Origin of the sequence: Bacillus sp. SB49 (assembly GCF_000469135.2) — a bacterium.
In the GTDB taxonomy this organism is placed as follows: domain Bacteria; phylum Bacillota; class Bacilli; order Bacillales; family Halobacillaceae; genus Halobacillus.
This window is the reverse complement of record NZ_CP048117.1, coordinates 345142-362908: the sequence shown is the minus strand read 5'-3', so window position 1 is coordinate 362908 and position 17767 is coordinate 345142. Positions and strand designations below refer to the sequence as shown.

Below are 17767 nucleotides of genomic sequence, written 5' to 3'. Positions count from 1 at the left end.
GATATATTCAGAAAATACAGGCAATCCCCCGCTTTCTTTGGTACACTTTTGGAAATGAGGTGATCCTAATGATGAAGAAAATAGCTATTATTCAAATGAACATTGTACTTGGCAACCCGGAGGCAAACCGGAAAGCGGCAGCTGTAAAAATCAAAGAGGCAGCTGAAAACGGGAGCTCTGTAATTGTGTTACCTGAACTATGGACGACGGGTTACGATCTATCCCGTTTCGATGAACTTGCAGAAACGATGAGTGGACCAACACATTTGTTAATGAAAGAAATGGCATGTGATTATGAAGTGACCATTATGGGATCGGTTGCCGAACGGGAAGATGACGTCTTTTACAACACATTTGTCGCGTATGACCCCTCGGGTGAGCGGATCCTGTCCTATCGAAAAGCCCACCTGTTCCGACTGATGGACGAAGAAAAGTTCCTGGAATCAGGGAACGAGAAAGGCTTGTTCCATTTGGAGGGCGCTCCGCTGGCCGCCGTTATCTGTTACGATATCCGCTTTCCGGAATGGCTGCGTTCCCATATGATTCATGGAGCCAAAGCACTGTTCGTCACTGCCGAATGGCCGAAGCCGCGCGTGGATCATTGGCGAAATCTTCTGATCAGCAGAGCGATTGAAAACCAGTGCTTCGTGATCGCCTGCAACCGTGTCGGCTCTGATGAAGCCAACACATTCGGCGGCCATTCCGTCATCATCGACCCATGGGGGAAAGTACTTGCCGAAGCTGGGTCCGAAGAAGAAATCCTATACGCAGAAGTAAATTGGGAAGCTGTAGAGGATATCCGAAAACAAATTCCTATTTTCCAGGACCGACGCCCGGATTTATATGAATAAAAAAGAACCTTGCATCGATTACTCCGGTGCAAGGTTCTTCTTATAAGCAGGTTCCTGATAAAAATAGTTCGGTGTTTCGATCCGGTTCTCATAACTGGAATGAAAAATGTGCGTCGAAGCAGGAGAAACCGGCGGAATCAGCCAAGACCAATCGCCGGTGACTTCACGGCCGCATTGGTGCTCTTTGTTCTCAAAGAGCTGGAATTGTTGAGCTGCCGTATGGTGATCAACCACGCTTACCTTATCTTCTTTGTAAGAATGGAGGACTGCCTGATTAAGCTCAATCAAGGCCCGATCCTTCCATAGCGTTCTATTCCTTTTCGTATCGAGCCCCATCGCTTCTGCAACAACAGGAAGCAGATTATAGCGGAATTCGTCTGCCAAGTTTCTGGCACCAATTTCTGTTTCCATGTACCATCCGTTAAACGGCGCCGCTGTATAATGGATGCCGCCTATTTCCAAGCGCATATCGGAAATCACAGGCACAGCATGCCAACGAAGACCAAGGTCTTCGAACCACTCCAACTCCGGGTGACGAAGAGACACTTCCAATATGCTTTCCTGTGGAATATCAAACATCTCAGGTTCCTGATCACCGATTTGAACGAGAAGAGGCAGGACATCGAACGCCCTCCCTGAACCGGACCAGCCCCGCGCCATACACTCTTTCGTTATATCGATGGAAGCAGGATCCCCGACAATACCGCTTTCCTCTTCATAACCGGCGTATCGGATCAGCTGGTGATTCCATATTCGTACGGCTCCCTCTTCTTGTTCCGGTCGAAATATAGTGATGGTGGAGCGGATTCTTCCGTTATTCGTAGCATAATCCAGATGATCAATAAGAGCATGGAAGATATCCTCTTCTGTATTCAGGTGACGACGGTCAAACACCTTCAAACTGTTCCAGAATAACCGGCCGATACACCGGTTGCTGTTTCTCCAAGCGGCTTTCGCACCGTACTCCAGCTCTTCAAAAGTGTGGGTATAGGTCCCTGTCAGGCTGATCTCCTGTTTTATCTGCTCAAGCCTCTCCTCCGAACCGGTCGCCCCTTGTTCATGGTAGTATTGGCGGATGAACGATTCCGCTTTTTCATATAGATCTATATTCACAGCTTGAATCCTCCTGTACGTTCCTTACTGCTTTTATCCTACCATAAATGGTGGAACCTCTAGTAAGAAACGCTTATTCAGCTCGACGGGAAGCCTGTTGTATCGGATCCCATACGCTGTTGAACGGAGGAGCATACGATAAATCCAGGTCCTGAAGATCATCCACTGTCATGTCATGATAGAGAGCGGTTGCAAGGACATCCACCCTTTTATCCACACCCCTTCCTCCGATGATCTGCCCGCCGAGCAGACGCCGGGAAGACTGGTGATAGACGAGCTTTACCGTCATCGGATCATCCTTGGAATAATAGCCGGCTGCATGGGTGGAATCGATGGTGACCGACAAATGAGGAATCTTCTCCCTCTCTGCTTCTTTAGCACTTAAACCTGTTCGTCCAAGGGACAAGTGGAAGAATTTCAGAATAGAGGTCCCGACAATTCCGTGAAACGACTTGTGCTGGTCAACCATATTCAACCCGGCAATCTGCCCCTGTTTGTTCGCATGCGTACCAAGGGGTATATAATCAAGCTTCTGTTTGACCCGGTGGTACTGCATAGCGCAGTCACCAGCAGCATAGATGTCGAGAATACTTGTCTCCATAAAGGCATTGACCGAAACAGCATCCTTCAGACCCTTGAAGATGCCTGTTCCCTCAAGAAAAGAAGTATTAGGCGTCACACCGACTGCTACGATGACAAGGTCCGTGTCATACTCCCCTTGATCTGTACAAACGGTACGAACCCGCCCTTCCCCGCGGAAGGCTTCTACCGACTCATTAAGATGCAGATCCACTCCGTGCTTTTCCGCTTCCTCATGGATGGAGGAGGCCATTTCCTCATCAAACATTTCACCGAGCTGGGACCCCCGCTGAATCAGGCGGACTTCCTTACCGATCGTTACGAAACTTTCCGCCAACTCAAGTCCGATATAACCGCCCCCAATGATTGTCACTCGTTTCGTATCGGGAGTCATGTCTTTCCTAATGGCCTCCACATCCGGGATCGTCTTCAAGGTGTAAATGCCGGGAAGATCCTTTCCCTCCCATGGCGGCAGAACAGGAGAAGCACCGGAAGCAATTAATAGCCTGTCGTACTTTTCTTCAAAGGCTTCCCCGGTTCTGTCGTCGGTTCCATGGACGACCTTTCGATCACAATCCACCTTCTCGACCAAGTGGTTCGTCCGCACGTCGATTCCGTATTTAGACCGAAACGTCTCCGGGTCACGTGCGATTAAGTCTTCCGCATCGTCCACGTCTCCACTCAGTACATAAGGCAGGCCGCACTGACCGTAGGACGTTATTTCTCCTCTCTCAAACACGATGATTTCATGACCTTCACTATTGCGTACTATCTGCATCGCTGCACTCATCCCCGCAGCATCTCCTCCGATGATCAGTAACTTCATCTGCTTTCACCTCATCCTTATCTGCTTTCCTATTCTTTGCACCTATTGTTCCCACACGCGTCATCATCATGTTACACTATCTTTAATGTTTTTTTGTTCGACTTTTCCAACAACTAACCGAGGTGATACCTATGAAACAATTCCCGCAATCCAAAGCGTTAAAGCGTCTTCCTGACCAATTCTTCGCTACACTGATCGATAAACTGGCCGCATTTGAGAAAGAAGCGACCATGGAGGTCCTTAACTTGGGACAGGGAAACCCAGACCAGCCGACCCCGAATCATATCGTAGAATCGCTCCAGCAAGCTTCTGAAAATCCGGAATATCACAAATATCCACCCTTCCACGGTTTCGATTTCCTGAAAAACGCCGTCTCCGAGTACTATCAGCGGGAGTACGGGGTCGATATCGATCCAAAGACAGAGGTAGCCATCCTCCCTGCCAGTAAAACCGGCCTGGTGGAATTATGCCAATGTTTACTTGATCCGGGTGATATCGCGCTGGTTCCAGATCCCGGGTACCCGGATTATTGGTCTGGAATTGAAATGGTCGGCGCGGAAATGAAGTCCATGCCCCTTCTGGAAGAGAACGATTTTCTCCCGGATTACGACCAGATCGATGAAGAGAGCTTCCAAAAAGCGAAAATGATGTTCCTCAATTACCCTAATAACCCGACCGGTGCGATCGCCGATCGTGAATTTTTCGAACGGACCATTGCGGAAGCCGAGAAAAACGATGTCTGTGTCATCCACGACTTCGCCTACGGGGCGATTGGATTCGACGGAAAGAAACCTCTCAGCTTCATGGAAGTCGATGGTGCCAAGAACGTCGGAGTCGAAGTATATACCATGTCCAAAACCTATAACATGGCCGGGTGGCGTGTCGGGTTCGCTGTAGGCAATCCAAGTGTCATCGAAGCGCTTGAGCTTATTCAGGATCACTACTTCTGCAGCTTATTCGGTGCCTTACAGGAAGCATCCGCCACCGCTCTACTCAGCTCCCAGGCGTGCGTCCATGAACTGAGAGATACGTATGAAGAGCGACGTGACCTCCTCGTTACCGGTTTAAAAGAAGCTGGATACAACGTCATGCCGTGCAAAGGGTCCTTCTTCGTATGGCTCAAAGTCCCGGAAGGATACGACTCCCAATCTTTTGCAGATGCCCTTTTACAAAAAGTCGGGTTGTTCGTAGCTCCCGGAGTCGGATTCGGTACTCACGGGGAAGGATACGTACGGATCGGACTCAACAATTCCGAAGAGAAGCTTCAGGAATCTGTCCGCCGATTCGAGGAATTCCTTTCCTACACGGAAGCATAAAAAAAGACGAGCGCTTATATGGAGCGCTCGTCTTTTTATTGTCGCTGCAGCGGCATCGAGCAGCATCGGAAAGACCCGCCGGATTTAATGATCTCTGAAAAATCGACCGGGACGACTTCAAAGCCTTCCGACTGCAGGACCCCGTTCAACCGATCGTTTTGAGGAAGACTGATTACTCGTCCTTCTCCGATGGAAAGCACATTCGGTCCCATATAAAACTGCTCTTTCTTTGTAACAGGTATCAGTCGAAAGCGTGACTTGATCTTCTCCAGTCCTTCTTTCGTGAATGCGGGAGGATAAATGATCGCTGTCTCAGGGCTTATGATATTAAAAACACAGTCCAGATGAAGGATGTCTTCCTGCAGGCAGAGCGGCTCCATGCGATAATCCGGAAGGCGGGCGGCCAGTTCACTTGCCCCTTCTTCGCTCGTCCTCCCGCTTATCCCCACCCAGATCGTATCCTCGTCGATGATGACGTCTCCGCCTTCAATAGAGGACGACAACGGCCTTTCTGCAGGGATACCTTCTTGTGTCAGCCACTTCGATAACGCTTCGGTTTCGCCTCTTCTTACGGCCTGTTTCATGGAGGCGATGAAAAGCCGGTCGTGAATGGTAAAGGCAATATCTCTTGTAAACACCTGCTCATTCAGCCGGTGTTCTGCTGGTATTTCCAACACTTCTACACCGAATTCCTGCAGGACACGGACAAAGGCTTCATGCTGCTTTAAAGCAATGCTGGTATCGATACCAACGTCGCCATAGTGCTTCTGCGTTTCGTTAATGACCTCTCCAATTTTCATATAAGCCGGTTTGCAAACAAGTACTTTCTTAAGTGTCGCATATTCCGTCCTGCAACCCACTTTTTCACTTTCCGTCACACCTTCCATCTTGCCCACCCTCCAATTTCTACTTATGCTCAACCATTCCCTTATCTTTCTTACGTTAACCAATTATTCGACAAAACATGTTTGAAATCCTTTGAGGAACGTTGCCCAACCCTTTTTCATAACTTGTGGAGGAAGCGATGATTCTTTCGCTGGAACAATCCTTGAAGGAGGGGACGGACATGAATCATTTCAAGAATGACCTGCAGAACTTGAACGTCGGGGAATACCGTGCTCAACCATTAACACCAAACGATCAGGCAAATGTGTACGGCAACGACGCCCGCTTGTGTGTATTCGGTTGTTTCGGATGCTTTAACTGCTTCCGATGTGCTGGTTGTGGTGGTTGTGGCGGATGCGGAGGTTGTGCCGGTTGTGCAAGATGCGGCGGGTGCGGTGGATGCGCCCGTTGTGGCGGATGCGCAAGATGCGGCCGTTAAGGAGATGAGATTGATCGACCCCTGCTGTGTTCGGTGCAGGGGTTTTTTCTATTCATAAGAGACAAACAGCTCTACATAGAATCAAAATGGAGTATGGTTTACGGACGAGGAGGAGGAGAATGACTCAATTAGCACCGTCGATGCGGCCGAAACTGAAAAAAGGGACCTTTTATATGCCGGAATCCAAAGACATTATGTATTTCCGTAACAATAATGGATCGTTTCGTATGGAAGGGGGAAGCATCACGACCTGGATCGATAAACTGGTTCCCATGTACACGGGGGAACACACCCTGAAGAGCCTGATGGAAGGTCTTCCTGAGGCGTATGCACAGCGAATCCACGACATCACCTCCACCCTTTTCCACAATGGGTTTCTACGGGACACGGCATCGGACAAATCTCACCATCTGCCTGTTCACGCAGCAAAAAAATTCGGCTCACAGCTGGAGTATTTGGAGACTCGTGCAGATTCCCCGGGATGGCACATGGAACAATGGCGAAGGAAGCGCGTACTTATCCTTGCAGAGGGGCGCAAAGCCACTACCCTTACTACCGCCCTGCTGCAATCCGGATTGACGTCCATCCATGTCCATATGACCGAAAAGAATCAGAAAGAGTTCTCGAAAATGAAAGAGCTCGGAACCAGGGAAGCAGCTAACGATCCGGACATAAACCTGCAGATTTCCTTCTCTAAAACGGTCAGCTGGAAAAAGTTCATCCATGACGTTGATGCCGTTTTGTTTGCCGGTGCAGCCCAAGAGCGCGAAAAATGCGAATCCATCTATAAGTTCTGTTGTGAACATGAAACTCCATTCTTTGCCTTGATTGATTTAGGAAGGAAAGCGATGGCCGGACCCGTCATCCACTCTGAAGACGGAGGATGGACATCGATTTGGAAACACCTCCCGGCGGATTGGGTCAGCGACAATGCCCCACCGTTCTCTGGTGTGACGGATGGACTCCTTGCCCATTCCCTGGTCTTTGAATGGTTCAAGCATGAAGCAGGCATTAACGAGCCTTATCATTCGAACTATTTCTATATCCTTGATAAAGAAACGCTGGAAGGTGACTGGCACTCCTGTAAGCCGCTCCCCCGTATGATGCACTCGGAAATCATGAGGAAAACGCCGACCACCAGGACAGAAACGAAAGATCTGCTTCTTTATTTTCAATCCTTAGCAGAATCCCCTCTTGGGATCTTTCATTATTGGGAGGAAGGGGACGCAGAGCAGCTTCCTTTATCGCGCTGTACCATTCAGGTGAAAAGTGCCGGCAGCGATTTCCCCGCCCTTCTTCCAGCGGTGAATGTCGCAGCCTTAACCCATGAAGAGGCAAGGTGTGAGGCGGGGCTTGCAGGAATTGAACGGTATCTCCACTCCATGCAGTCTCAAGGAGAGCAGATGTCGATCGGAGCGGGCGGCTCGATACACGAAGCATCCCTGCGCGCTGCGCATTACTGGCTTCAGAAGCAGACGTTCCGTAAACGAGGAGAATACTTGGTTTTCGACGATGTAAGCGATCCGGAATGTCGTTACTACTTGAGAGCTTTACAAATGGTCCGTCCGGAAATGGAATGGATATTGAGTGAAAGCGAAGCCGGTTTTCCTGTCATTTGGCAGAAATCCAAAAGAGGTGCCTGGCATGGGTGCAGCGGCGCAAACCTGACACTGGCCATACGGGAAGCGGGCAAACTCGCCTTGTGCGAAGACATACGTCCCCCTAAAGGTACTTACGAACAAATAACCGCTGCATCAACTATTTCCGTAAATATTCCGTCTATCCATGAAGAGAAAGTTTTATTTGATCAAGTAAACCAAAGGTTGGAGAAGAACGGAAAAAAACTGGAATTCGTAGAAGTCCATGCTTCTCCGTTTACCGAAGACGGAGTCGTAGCCGTCTGCGGCGTTGTAGAGAAGGAGGAGAAGACATGACTCCATCGGTTACCCTTATTGGAAATGGAAGGTTGGCGGGGTGTATTCAGGAAGAATGGAACCTTCCGAATGATCTTCTGTATATGTCTTCCTGGCAGGAGAATTGGACACAGGAAACAGACTTATTGATTCTTGCGGATGACCACTGGAATCCAAGACTGCATCTTCAGGCAGAGAAAGCCGCAAGAGAAAACCACATTCCATGGGTGCGTTCCTTTTTTTCCTTCGGAGAAGGTATAATCGGTCCATTCGTTCAGCCGGAGAGAAAAGGATGCTCTCAATGTGCCGATTACCGCCGGCGTATGGCTTCTAATCATCGAAGAGACCTCTCTTCTATACAGCATTTTCTTGTTGAAACGGGAAGAACTACCGAAGAATGCCCGGATCCGTTCCGTATCAGGAGCATGGCCATTATGCTGATAGAAGAGGTTAGAGCATGGGCGGAAGACAGACCGTTACGCACCACAGACCATATTGCCTTGTTTTCCACCCAAACAATGAAGCGTTCTTTGCATTATGTTCTTCCGGATTCGAATTGCTTCGTCTGCGGCACGGTTCCGGTTGACGACAGGGAGACTGCAAAAATCGATATACAATCAAACAGAAAAATATCGAGCACCACCTTTCGGACGAAGACGATGGAAGAACTCAGCCGATCCCTTTCAAATGATTACCTGGATACTCAGACCGGCTTACTTAACAGTAGAATGATAGAGCTTGACACACCGTTTTCCGATGTCATCGTCAACCTGCCTCTTCCACACGCAGATGAAGGGTCGGCAGGCAGAACCAATTCCTTTCAAACGAGTGAGAATACAGCGATTCTTGAGGGACTGGAACGATTCTGCGGAACAGATCCAAAAGGAAAAAGAACGACGGTTTACGATTGCTTTCAGAACCTTCCTTCCGCAGTCCATCCATTTTCATTAGGGGTGCACGCCGCAGAAGATTATGAAACAGAAAACCACCCGTTCACTCCTTTCGATCCTGAACGGAAAACGAACTGGGTATGGGGGTATTCCTTCCTTCGCAAGGAGCCCGTATTGGTTCCGGAAAGGCTCGCCTATTACAGCACCGGCTGCGGAGATGGATTTGTCTTTGAAACATCCAACGGCTGTGCGATCGGGGGAAGCAGAGAGGAAGCGATTTTTTACGGAATCATGGAAGTACTGGAGAGAGATTCTTTCCTCCTCTCCTGGTATGCCAGGCTTCCACTTAAGAGGATAGATCCCTCCACTATACCTGATCAGGAATTACAATGGATGCTGCTGCGATTAGAAGAGATTTCGGGTTATGATCTCCACCTCTATGACGCAACGATGGAGCATGGAATTCCGAGTGTATTTACAATCATTAAGAATCGAAATCAAAAGGAGGAGCGACTGAATCTCCTATGTGCCGGCGGTGCACACCTTGATCCGATCAAAGCCATTAAAGGGGCATTGTTTGAAAGTGCAGGAATGATCGAACCGTTGAACAAAATATTCCGCCGGAATAAAGCATCCTATATGCCGATGCTCCATGATGATGCATTGGTTAGAAGTATGGATGACCACGGCATGCTTTATGGGTTGAAAGAAGCAGAAAAACGTCTGGATTTTCTGCTCCAGCAAAAATTGCCAGGTCATACATTCAGTGAATGTTACTCCCCTCCGCCCCGCCGGGAGGACTTGAAAGAGGACCTGATGGATGTCCTGCAACGTCTGCACCTTAACGATTTAGATGTCATCGTTGTGGATCAAACAACGGAAGAAATACGAAAAAACGGGCTTCATTGTGTAAAAGTAATCATACCAGGGGCACTCCCAATGACATTCGGCCATCACCTCAGAAGAATCACTGGTTTGAAACGAGTATTAGAAGTACCGAAAGCCTTGGGATACAAAGAAAGAAAATTAAGATTGGAGGAACTGAATCCTCATCCACATCCATTTCCTTAGCAATCGACAGGAGGAGCTTCTATGCACCCCGAGTCCTTTCTGTACCGTCTCCATTTTCAAAGCCAGGCGGTCATCCCTTCCGACTGGGAGGTAGATTGGGAAGATGCCCCCCTTCCCTACAAACTGTATAAAGAACTGCCATCCTTCTTACTGGATCACCATATCCCTTTGAACCCAAGCCCTCTAGGCAGAAGGAAATTAGAAGGGGCGGAATGGATCGGCCATTTTCTTTGGTTCGCATATGGACTCACCCAGTTTGCCCACACGGCGGCGCCGGCAGACTCGGAGGAGAAGACATCTACATCCTTCCCTTCGCTTCGTCGCTTCGCACCTTCAGGAGGAGGACTGTATCCGAGCGAGCTGTATCTTTATGTAAAAGAGACGCCTTTTGCACAAGGCGTCTACCATTATGATGCCGCCCATCATCGTCTCGTATTAATAAGAGAAGGAAACTTCGATGACTATATAACGAAAACCCTTGGACTTCGTCTGGATGTTTCTTCATGCAAAGCCGTATGTTTCATCACAACGGTATATTGGAAGAATTTCTTTAAATACCATAACTTCTCATTCCGGCTGCAAGGCTTGGATGCGGGGGCAGTAATCAGCCAGACAGAGGAAACAGCACGTCAATTCGGCTTGCATTCACGTGTCCATCTTTCGTTCCTTCATAAGGCAGCTGATCACCTGCTCGGCCTCAATCGTCTGGAAGAAACGACGCTGGGCATCCTGGCGTTATCGGAACAAGAGATACCTGCTGCAACTGGGAAGGAAGAGCTTACAGGTGCATCTCTAATCGAGGAAATCCCAGCGGTGCAGACGACCTGTTACCAACGGTCGAAACATATAAAACCACACCAGGATATCCTCCAGCTCCATGAAGCAGCCATTCTATCTTCCTCTTCCCTCTTCCGTACCAATGCATCCGTACCGCAGCAAGAAAAATACGGTAAAGACATTTATCCACTCTCTGAGTCGCGCGCCACCACCTCTTCCTTCAGAGATGCATGTATGAACCGCTGCTCGCCCGAAGGGGACTTTATAGATAGATCTATGGATGCCGGGAAAATAGCGGCCCTTTTGAAACAGTCCACTCTTCCGGATGTATCATCCATTTCCATCTATTTATGTATAAATGGTACTGACAGAATAGATGCAGGAGCATACGAATACGACCCTGCCTCCCACTCTCTTCTAACCATAGAAAAAGGCGATTTCCGCCAGATGCTGCAGTCCGGGATGACCATGCATAACGTCCCGCTTCACCATACGCCTTTATGCATTCATGTGGCAGGAGCAAGGAATGTAGACGCAGGCGGTTATCGGATGCAGTTGATTCATGCCGGAAGGGTGATGCAGCGAATATTACTGGCAGCGAGCGCTTTAGGAATGAACGGACACCCCCTGCTTGGATTTCACGTTCCCATTCCCGACTCGATTTATCAACTAGACATCCGGAACCAGACGACACTCATCCAGATTCCGATCGGTTACCATACCCCGAAAAGCAGACTGTCCGGTGTTCTCCATGCCTAAAAAAACCCTGCGTCTTTGTCGGACGCAGGGTCTCCTTATTAAAATGGGTACTTACGGTATCCATTCATAACACCAATCCATTTGACAGTCGTAAATTTATCCAATGCCCACTCGCCATTAAAACGGCCGAGCCCGGATTCTTTTTCTCCGCCAAAGGCGACATGAGCTTCATCGTTCACTGATTGATCATTAATGTGAATCATACCGGTTTCAATTTGCTTGGCAACCTCCACTCCTCTGTGGATATCTGTCGTAAAGACGGAGCCGCTGAGACCATAGGGAGAACCGTTGGCTATTTCAATCGCTTCTTCTTCGGAAGACGCCTTAATTACTGCTCCCACTGCTCCAAACACCTCATTTTGAGCAATCGGTATATCATTGGTCACTCCAGTAAGGATAGTTGGGTGAAAAACATTCCCTTCCGCTTTTCCGCCTGTAAGGATTTCCGCTCCTTGCTCCACACTCGCGTTCATATCTTTCTGAATGCGTTCTACCGCATCTCTGTTAATTAAGGGACCGACCACTGTATCTTTTTCTCCCGGGTCGCCTACCTTCAGGCTTTCCACCTTTTGCTTAAACTTTTCAACGAATTCATCATGGACACGTTCATGAACAATGATCCGGTTTAACGACATACAAATCTGACCCTGATGCAGGAACTTCCCGAATGTCGCCGCCTGAACCGCACGATCGATATCCGCATCCTCTAATATGATCATTGCATTGTTACCACCGAGTTCCAACGCCGTATCTTTAATATGCTTTCCAGCCAATTCACCTATGTGGCTCCCTACCTCTGTCGAACCAGTGAAGGAAATTAATTTTGCATAAGGGTGTGTTACAAACGCATCCCCGATTTCCGATCCGCGCCCTACTACGACATTGATCACTCCTTCAGGGAATCCCGCTTCTTCAAAGAGGTCGGCAATCAAGAGCCCCGATGTCGCCGGCGCGTCAGAGGCCGGTTTAACGACGACTGTGTTCCCCGTAGCAAGGGCCGGCGCAATCGAACGAACAGCTAAATGAAGTGGGAAATTCCATGGACCAATGACTCCGATCACACCCTTAGGCGAACGGTATATCCTATTCTCTTTCCCCGGAGTATTAGACGGAAGGATCTGTCCAGCCATACGGTTGGGGAACGTAGCCGATTCCCTGATAATTCCTACAGTCGCTTGAAATTCCACCTCGGCTTTAACCATCGTACTTCCCGATTCCTTGACGAGCCAGTCGACTATTTCACCTTTTCTATCTTGAACGACCTCCAGCAGGCGGTCGAAATAGCCCTGCTTTTCCCTTGGGGTTGTGTTCATCCAGTACTTCTGAGCTTGATAGGCAGCTTCATATGCTTCGTTCAAGTCTTCCTCATTTGCTGAGGGGATAGAAGCGATCGACTGTTCTGTGTAAGGATTAATATTTTCGACAAATTTATCGCTGGACCCATTCTTCCAGCATCCGTTTATAAACTGTTTCGTAAATGTTTTAGGGCTCATTCCATTCACACTCCATTTCAAGATTTCCACAGGAGTATGATACCCTCGCATCAGATTATCCAAACGGCAGCCAACGTCTCAGCCGCCTGCTGTCTGCTTTATCATATCGACATGCGGGATGCCATCCTCCAAATACACGTCGGATATTTCCTCAAAGCCGAAGGATCCATAGAAGTGGCGCAGATGTTCCTGACCATGAAGAAAGATCCTTCCAACTTTCCATTCTTCCTCCAACAGACGAACCGCTTCCGTCATCATCGCCCTCGCATAGCCTTTCCCTCGATGGTCCTCTGTCACCAGGACACGACCAATCGTGTAATGGCCATCCACATTTTCCGGAGAAATAATCCGGCAGTATGCCGCTATCTCTCCATCCACCTCCAGCCACAGATGCAGAGAATCTTGATCTCTGCCGTCGACTTCCGGATAAGGGCATTCCTGCTCCACGACAAATACAGCCACCCGTGTCATTAAGATCCGGTATAATTCCTCTTTGCTAAGCTCATCAAATGATTTCCTGACCCATCTCATCTTCATCCCATCCTCACCTTTTTTCCTTTACTATATCGAAGCGGACCTTCCCATACAAAGAATTTTTACAATTTCTTCTCGAATCGTTTTATCTGAATAATTTCAGGGAACCCGGCAATGGAAAAGGAATTAGGAGGATTGATTATGTTCAGCAACATGCTTCCCATATCATTGAAAAAATATCTTCAGATGCCAAAGAGGCAGAGGAAGCACGAGGTGCAGATGGCTATATGGTATATGCCGTTCATCTATATCATTATGTCCCTCGTGGTCGTCGGGATCACCCTGACGCTTGACCTCGTCGTAGAAGTCAATCAATATACTCAAAACATATTTCAGATCAACGCTGAAGTTACCCGCATGCTTGTCAGTACGCTGATCGGGGGCATGCTGACGTTAAGCGCATTCACATTGAACTCCCTGCTTGTCGTCCTCACGACATTCAGCGGCCAGTTTTCACCAAGGATGCTTCTAAACTTCGTTTCGGATAAACGGACACAACATGCTCTCGGGATCTTCAACGGCAACTTCGTCTATGTATTGATTACCTTCTTATTTATCGGAAATGCCCAACGTGAATTCTTCGTAGCCGTACCGATTATTACCGTCCTGCTCACCTTTATATCTGCCGTCACATTCGTGTATTTCATCAACCATGCCACGACATGGATGCAGGTCCACAACATTACAAGCACCATGAAAAAAACGTCAGAAACAATGATTAACCAAACGCTGCATAGAGACCTTGAACCATACCGCAAAAAAAACCCGGAAGACTTGTTGGAAGCATACCAGGATGATGCCCGTCAGATTAAATCACCCGTATCCGGCTACATACAGCTGGTGGATTATCGGGAAATGATTGAACAGGCGAGAAAAGACGACATTATCGTCCATCTTCACGCCCAAGTCGGCGACTATGTATTGAAAGGGAATACACTCTTCAGCTACTGGGGGCCCGGCGCAGCGGGCAACGATTATAAAGAATATTGTTCTATGGTACATATCGGTCATAAGGAGACGGAATTGCAGGACATTCAGATGGGGATGCATAAACTGGCGGAAGTAGCGATTAAAGCACTGGGAAATGACGATCCCAAAACAGCGACCAACACGATCCATCAAATGGCCGATCTCATGCTTACCGTGGAGGACTACATCACCTTCACCCCTTATTTAATGGACCAAGAGGAACAGACGAGAGTCGTGCTTCTGTCTGAGTCGTTCGAATCCTATATTTACAGGGGATTCGGATTTATACGACATTATGCGCGCAGCAACCACCTTATCATTACGGAGTTGATCAGAGGTCTTGGGATGGTGGCAGAATCCATCGACGAATCTAAGCACCAGATGCTGTGGAAGTTCGCCTGCGATACGCTTGATCATATCGAAGAAGAAGTCATTTATACGCTTGATAAGACTTTTCTGCTGCAGGCGATGAACCACTTAGCAGAACTTACAAATAATACATTGGACTATTTCGCTATCGAACGCCGCTTTTACGACGAACTTCCAACTTCTTAAATCCGGAAAAAATAAAAAAGGAAACCCCGGACGGTAACAAGTCGAGGTTTCCTTTTTTGTATCCTTTTACAAATCAAGCGTTGCAGGCGTATCTTCCCCTTCGTTCATTAGACGAATGCTTTCCGGCATAATTTCAAGGACAATATAGTTCGGGTCATCCTTCCCATCAAACCAACGGTTCATGCGCTCCGACCACAACTCTTCTTTAATTTCCTGGTCTTCACGGATTTTCGCCTGTCCTTCCACTTCCAAGTACGTATCCCCGTATCCTTCGCCTTCATAGCCGATCAGAATATGGACATTCGGATTCGCTTCAATTTCATCCGCTTTATGTGTGTCGCTGTTCGTAGGAGTATAGAATGTGAATTGTTCATCATTCCAGAATGTCATGTAACGGGTATGAGGTTTGTCATTCTTTACGGTAGCCAACGTACCGATTTTATGTTGTTCCATAATCTGCTTAATCTGGCTCTTTAATTCATCTTGTGTCAATGCAAACAAGCTCCCTTCTCCATATATGCTGCTCTGTCTTTCATACATTTCCAGTTTTCCCCGATAAACGAGAGCTAAACACAAAAATATGCCGCCGGTCATGACACAGCTCTTTAAGGGCAAGCTAAGAAGACCCGTTTCTGCACATGGATGCGCAAATTTGCATAAAATCGTTTTATCCAAAGCCTTCCTTGTTTTACACTGAAGGAAAGACAGGATTCGGGAGGAACAACCATGACTTTACAAATAAAAAATTGGAAATGGCTTTATATTGCATTGGGTTCTATATTTGTAGGGCTGCTCATCCTGATGATCAATTCAAAATCGAGCAGCTCGGAACCGTACCCGCGCGAAGAAGTAACACCGACCTTATTCATTCACGGGTTCAAAGGGGGGCCGAGGAGCTTCCAGACCATGATGGACCGGATGCAGTCCATGAATTGGGGAAAAAAAAGGATGACGGTCTATGTAGCGAACGATGGTACCCTCTCCATCCAGGGAAGCTTCCCCCAGACAAAGAACCCGTTTGTGCAGATATTGTTCGAAGATAATCGCGCCAGTATTTCGAATCAAACAAAATGGGTCGAAAACGTGATGATCCAGCTTCACTCCCGCTACAATGTTCAACAAGTAAATATTATCGGACATTCCATGGGCGGGTTAGCGTCGATCAATTATTTACTGAACGAACCTGCGGACGGCGTACCTGCCGTTAAGAAAGTTGCTGCTATCGCCAGTCCATTTAAAGGCATTCGGAAAGATTCCTATTTTGAATCCAATTACGGGGCCGCAACCGTGGATTTGAGACCAGACTCTGATGCTCTCCAGGATATGGTTAAGAATAAGGATCATTTCTCAGATAATGTAGACGTCCTTGCGGTGGCCGGAATCATCAACAAGGAGTCCCCGGAGCAGGAGCACTGGGATGGTCTTGTCCACGCCTCAAGCGTCCACGGACTGGAAGACATCGTTCCATTCGGCCGTTACTACGAAGAGAGAATTTACCAGCCTCAGGCAACCCACTCCGGCCTCCATGAGCTTGCGGAAGTCGACAGAATAGTGGCTGAATTCTTGTGGGAAACAGCACCCATGCGTTCGACAAGCGGTGAGCATCCTTAATCCAACAAAAAAAGTCCGGAGTTTGCTCCAATGCGCCTTGATGCATTGGTAAGCAACTCCGGATTGTTTTATTCTTTTTCGAAAATAAATACCCACATGAATGTAAGTGCCTGCTTTAATTCTTCTTCAAGCCCCTCCAAGAGACTGTCCTCGACACCACGCTTGTAAACCCCTTGTCCAGCTATTGATCTCCACCCTGTCTCTTCTGCCATCTTCTTCAATTCCCACGGCATCATCGTATTGCATATGACTTGTTCCCCGAACAAGCGGCGATAGCTGTTGGTCCTCGGCATTGCCGTCGGACCAAGCAGTGCGATACAAAGTCTTCCCCCAGGCTTCAGTATCCGCTTCATCTCATTAAGCCCCTGTGAAGGAATCTCCGTCCATTCCAATGAATTGACCGCCATGGCACTATCAAACGAATCATCTTCGAAAGGTAGAGCAGTTAGATCCCCCTGGACGAAGGTAAGTCCTTGTTCCCTGACTCTGGCATTCGCCTTATCAATCATGTCTTTCGACAAATCAACCCCTGTGACCTCATATCCTTTCTGCCAAAGCCGGAAAGATCCATAGCCGTCTCCACAGCCGAGGTCGGCTACTTTTCCTTTCAGGATATGATTCTCAAGAAAGGGAAGGATCGTACTTCGACTTCCTTCGTCCCACATTTCCTTGCTTTTTGAACTCCACATCCCGGCACGGTCGTCCCACTGCCTTTCTGCTTCTTTATGCCAATCGAACTTAACCATTTCCTCACTCGCCTTTCCGCTTCTTATATATATTTCTTCTTATAAAATTATACCTTACACCAATGCGCTGTGTCTGGGTTTTGATGCTTGGAGGTATTTGTTGTAGAATGGAAAAGGCTTGAATGTTATTTCGTTGTCCGTTATGATAGAAACACAAGATAAGCTAATAAAATTAATCTGAACAACTACATATAGTATTTGCGAACAGAAGATGCCACAAGGCTTAATAGGGAATCCGGTAACCAATCCGGAGCTGCCCCCGCAACTGTACGCATCCGCGAAATGGAAGATTCCACTGTGCCGCGCACGGGAAGGACCAGAGTAAGATCGGATGCCAGCCAGGAGACCTATCTTCGTTCGGCAGAGTTTCAACTTCTTCGGGGATTGAGAAGATGAAGCGATGGAACGAGGACTTTTTTGTGTCTCGCATCGTTTCATGG

At 48.0% G+C, this 17767-nt stretch carries 15 protein-coding genes and 1 riboswitch; of the genes, 8 read left to right on the top strand and 7 right to left on the bottom strand.

Going from position 1 to position 17767, the window contains the following annotated elements; translation table 11 throughout:
• The first annotated feature begins 68 nt into the window (after positions 1 to 68).
• On the top strand, positions 69 to 851 hold the full coding sequence (locus tag M662_RS01905; RefSeq protein ID WP_008633068.1) for a carbon-nitrogen family hydrolase: 783 nt from the start codon (positions 69 to 71) through the stop codon (positions 849 to 851).
• A gap of 18 nt (positions 852 to 869) precedes the next feature.
• On the opposite strand, the gene M662_RS01900 is transcribed toward M662_RS01905, so the two are convergent.
• Both M662_RS01900 and M662_RS01895 read right to left on the bottom strand, forming a co-directional pair.
• Entirely contained in the window at positions 870 to 1964 is a 1095-nt protein-coding gene (locus tag M662_RS01900; protein ID WP_026577006.1) for a nitric oxide synthase oxygenase, read from the bottom strand.
• A 73-nt stretch (positions 1965 to 2037) separates the two neighbouring features.
• Positions 2038 to 3369 (bottom strand): FAD-dependent oxidoreductase, encoded by a 1332-nt coding sequence (locus M662_RS01895; protein ID WP_026577007.1) that lies wholly within the window; start codon positions 3367 to 3369, stop codon positions 2038 to 2040.
• A 131-nt stretch (positions 3370 to 3500) separates the two neighbouring features.
• Here M662_RS01895 and M662_RS01890 point away from each other — a divergent pair, with 131 nt between their 5' ends.
• Positions 3501 to 4685: a pyridoxal phosphate-dependent aminotransferase gene (locus tag M662_RS01890; protein WP_026577008.1), complete on the top strand. Its 1185-nt coding sequence runs from the start codon at positions 3501 to 3503 to the stop codon at positions 4683 to 4685.
• A gap of 35 nt (positions 4686 to 4720) precedes the next feature.
• On the opposite strand, the gene M662_RS01885 is transcribed toward M662_RS01890, so the two are convergent.
• The gene (locus tag M662_RS01885; protein WP_026577009.1) at positions 4721 to 5572 is read right to left on the bottom strand and encodes a dimethylarginine dimethylaminohydrolase family protein; all 852 of its coding nucleotides are present in this window, start codon (positions 5570 to 5572) and stop codon (positions 4721 to 4723) included.
• A gap of 179 nt (positions 5573 to 5751) precedes the next feature.
• On the opposite strand from M662_RS01885, the gene M662_RS01880 reads away from it, so the two are divergent.
• The 4 genes from M662_RS01880 to M662_RS01865 all read left to right on the top strand — a co-directional run bounded on the left by M662_RS01880 (position 5752) and on the right by M662_RS01865 (position 11419).
• On the top strand, positions 5752 to 6009 hold the full coding sequence (locus tag M662_RS01880; RefSeq protein WP_081594805.1) for a heterocycloanthracin/sonorensin family bacteriocin: 258 nt from the start codon (positions 5752 to 5754) through the stop codon (positions 6007 to 6009).
• A 119-nt stretch (positions 6010 to 6128) separates the two neighbouring features.
• Positions 6129 to 7943 (top strand): hypothetical protein, encoded by a 1815-nt coding sequence (locus M662_RS01875; RefSeq protein ID WP_026577010.1) that lies wholly within the window; start codon positions 6129 to 6131, stop codon positions 7941 to 7943.
• Positions 7940 to 9883, top strand: a complete 1944-nt coding sequence (locus M662_RS01870; protein ID WP_026577011.1) for a TOMM precursor leader peptide-binding protein — start codon at positions 7940 to 7942, stop codon at positions 9881 to 9883. The genes M662_RS01875 and M662_RS01870 overlap by 4 nt, the downstream gene beginning before the upstream one ends.
• 21 nt (positions 9884 to 9904) lie before the next feature.
• The gene (locus M662_RS01865) at positions 9905 to 11419 is read left to right on the top strand and encodes a SagB family peptide dehydrogenase (RefSeq protein WP_026577012.1); all 1515 of its coding nucleotides are present in this window, start codon (positions 9905 to 9907) and stop codon (positions 11417 to 11419) included.
• A 38-nt stretch (positions 11420 to 11457) separates the two neighbouring features.
• Here the strand turns inward: M662_RS01865 and M662_RS01860 are convergent, their stop codons facing one another.
• Both M662_RS01860 and M662_RS01855 read right to left on the bottom strand, forming a co-directional pair.
• Positions 11458 to 12912, bottom strand: a complete 1455-nt coding sequence (locus M662_RS01860) for an aldehyde dehydrogenase family protein (protein ID WP_026577013.1) — start codon at positions 12910 to 12912, stop codon at positions 11458 to 11460.
• Between the two features lie 78 nt (positions 12913 to 12990).
• Positions 12991 to 13443 (bottom strand): GNAT family N-acetyltransferase, encoded by a 453-nt coding sequence (locus M662_RS01855; protein WP_026577014.1) that lies wholly within the window; start codon positions 13441 to 13443, stop codon positions 12991 to 12993.
• Between the two features lie 144 nt (positions 13444 to 13587).
• Here M662_RS01855 and M662_RS01850 point away from each other — a divergent pair, with 144 nt between their 5' ends.
• Positions 13588 to 14970, top strand: a complete 1383-nt coding sequence (locus M662_RS01850; RefSeq protein ID WP_162129273.1) for a DUF2254 domain-containing protein — start codon at positions 13588 to 13590, stop codon at positions 14968 to 14970.
• A gap of 66 nt (positions 14971 to 15036) precedes the next feature.
• Here the strand turns inward: M662_RS01850 and M662_RS01845 are convergent, their stop codons facing one another.
• On the bottom strand, positions 15037 to 15462 hold the full coding sequence (locus M662_RS01845) for a pyridoxamine 5'-phosphate oxidase family protein (protein ID WP_008636282.1): 426 nt from the start codon (positions 15460 to 15462) through the stop codon (positions 15037 to 15039).
• 234 nt (positions 15463 to 15696) lie between these two features.
• Between M662_RS01845 and M662_RS01840 the strand changes: the two genes are divergently transcribed.
• Positions 15697 to 16581 (top strand): alpha/beta fold hydrolase, encoded by an 885-nt coding sequence (locus M662_RS01840; RefSeq protein ID WP_026577015.1) that lies wholly within the window; start codon positions 15697 to 15699, stop codon positions 16579 to 16581.
• Positions 16582 to 16649: 68 nt separating this feature from the next.
• Here M662_RS01840 and M662_RS01835 read toward each other — a convergent pair whose 3' ends face one another.
• On the bottom strand, positions 16650 to 17327 hold the full coding sequence (locus M662_RS01835; protein ID WP_026577016.1) for a class I SAM-dependent methyltransferase: 678 nt from the start codon (positions 17325 to 17327) through the stop codon (positions 16650 to 16652).
• 192 nt (positions 17328 to 17519) lie between these two features.
• Positions 17520 to 17696, top strand: a riboswitch (cobalamin riboswitch).
• Positions 17697 to 17767: the final 71 nt, after the last annotated feature.

Excerpts from the sequence above, each read along its gene's own strand:
- M662_RS01850 (WP_162129273.1), top strand. The coding sequence starts at position 13,588 with ATGTTCAGCAACATGCTTCCCATATCATTGAAAAAATATCTTCAGATG.
- M662_RS01870 (WP_026577011.1), top strand. The coding sequence starts at position 7,940 with ATGACTCCATCGGTTACCCTTATTGGAAATGGAAGGTTGGCGGGGTGT.
- M662_RS01895 (WP_026577007.1), bottom strand. The coding sequence starts at position 3,369 with ATGAAGTTACTGATCATCGGAGGAGATGCTGCGGGGATGAGTGCAGCG.
- M662_RS01835 (WP_026577016.1), bottom strand. The coding sequence starts at position 17,327 with ATGGTTAAGTTCGATTGGCATAAAGAAGCAGAAAGGCAGTGGGACGAC.
- M662_RS01840 (WP_026577015.1), top strand. The coding sequence starts at position 15,697 with ATGACTTTACAAATAAAAAATTGGAAATGGCTTTATATTGCATTGGGT.
- M662_RS01890 (WP_026577008.1), top strand. The coding sequence starts at position 3,501 with ATGAAACAATTCCCGCAATCCAAAGCGTTAAAGCGTCTTCCTGACCAA.
- M662_RS01875 (WP_026577010.1), top strand. The coding sequence starts at position 6,129 with ATGACTCAATTAGCACCGTCGATGCGGCCGAAACTGAAAAAAGGGACC.
- M662_RS01885 (WP_026577009.1), bottom strand. The coding sequence starts at position 5,572 with ATGGAAGGTGTGACGGAAAGTGAAAAAGTGGGTTGCAGGACGGAATAT.
- M662_RS01880 (WP_081594805.1), top strand. The coding sequence starts at position 5,752 with ATGAATCATTTCAAGAATGACCTGCAGAACTTGAACGTCGGGGAATAC.
- M662_RS01860 (WP_026577013.1), bottom strand. The coding sequence starts at position 12,912 with ATGAGCCCTAAAACATTTACGAAACAGTTTATAAACGGATGCTGGAAG.
- M662_RS01905 (WP_008633068.1), top strand. The coding sequence starts at position 69 with ATGATGAAGAAAATAGCTATTATTCAAATGAACATTGTACTTGGCAAC.
- M662_RS01855 (WP_026577014.1), bottom strand. The coding sequence starts at position 13,443 with ATGAGATGGGTCAGGAAATCATTTGATGAGCTTAGCAAAGAGGAATTA.
- M662_RS01865 (WP_026577012.1), top strand. The coding sequence starts at position 9,905 with ATGCACCCCGAGTCCTTTCTGTACCGTCTCCATTTTCAAAGCCAGGCG.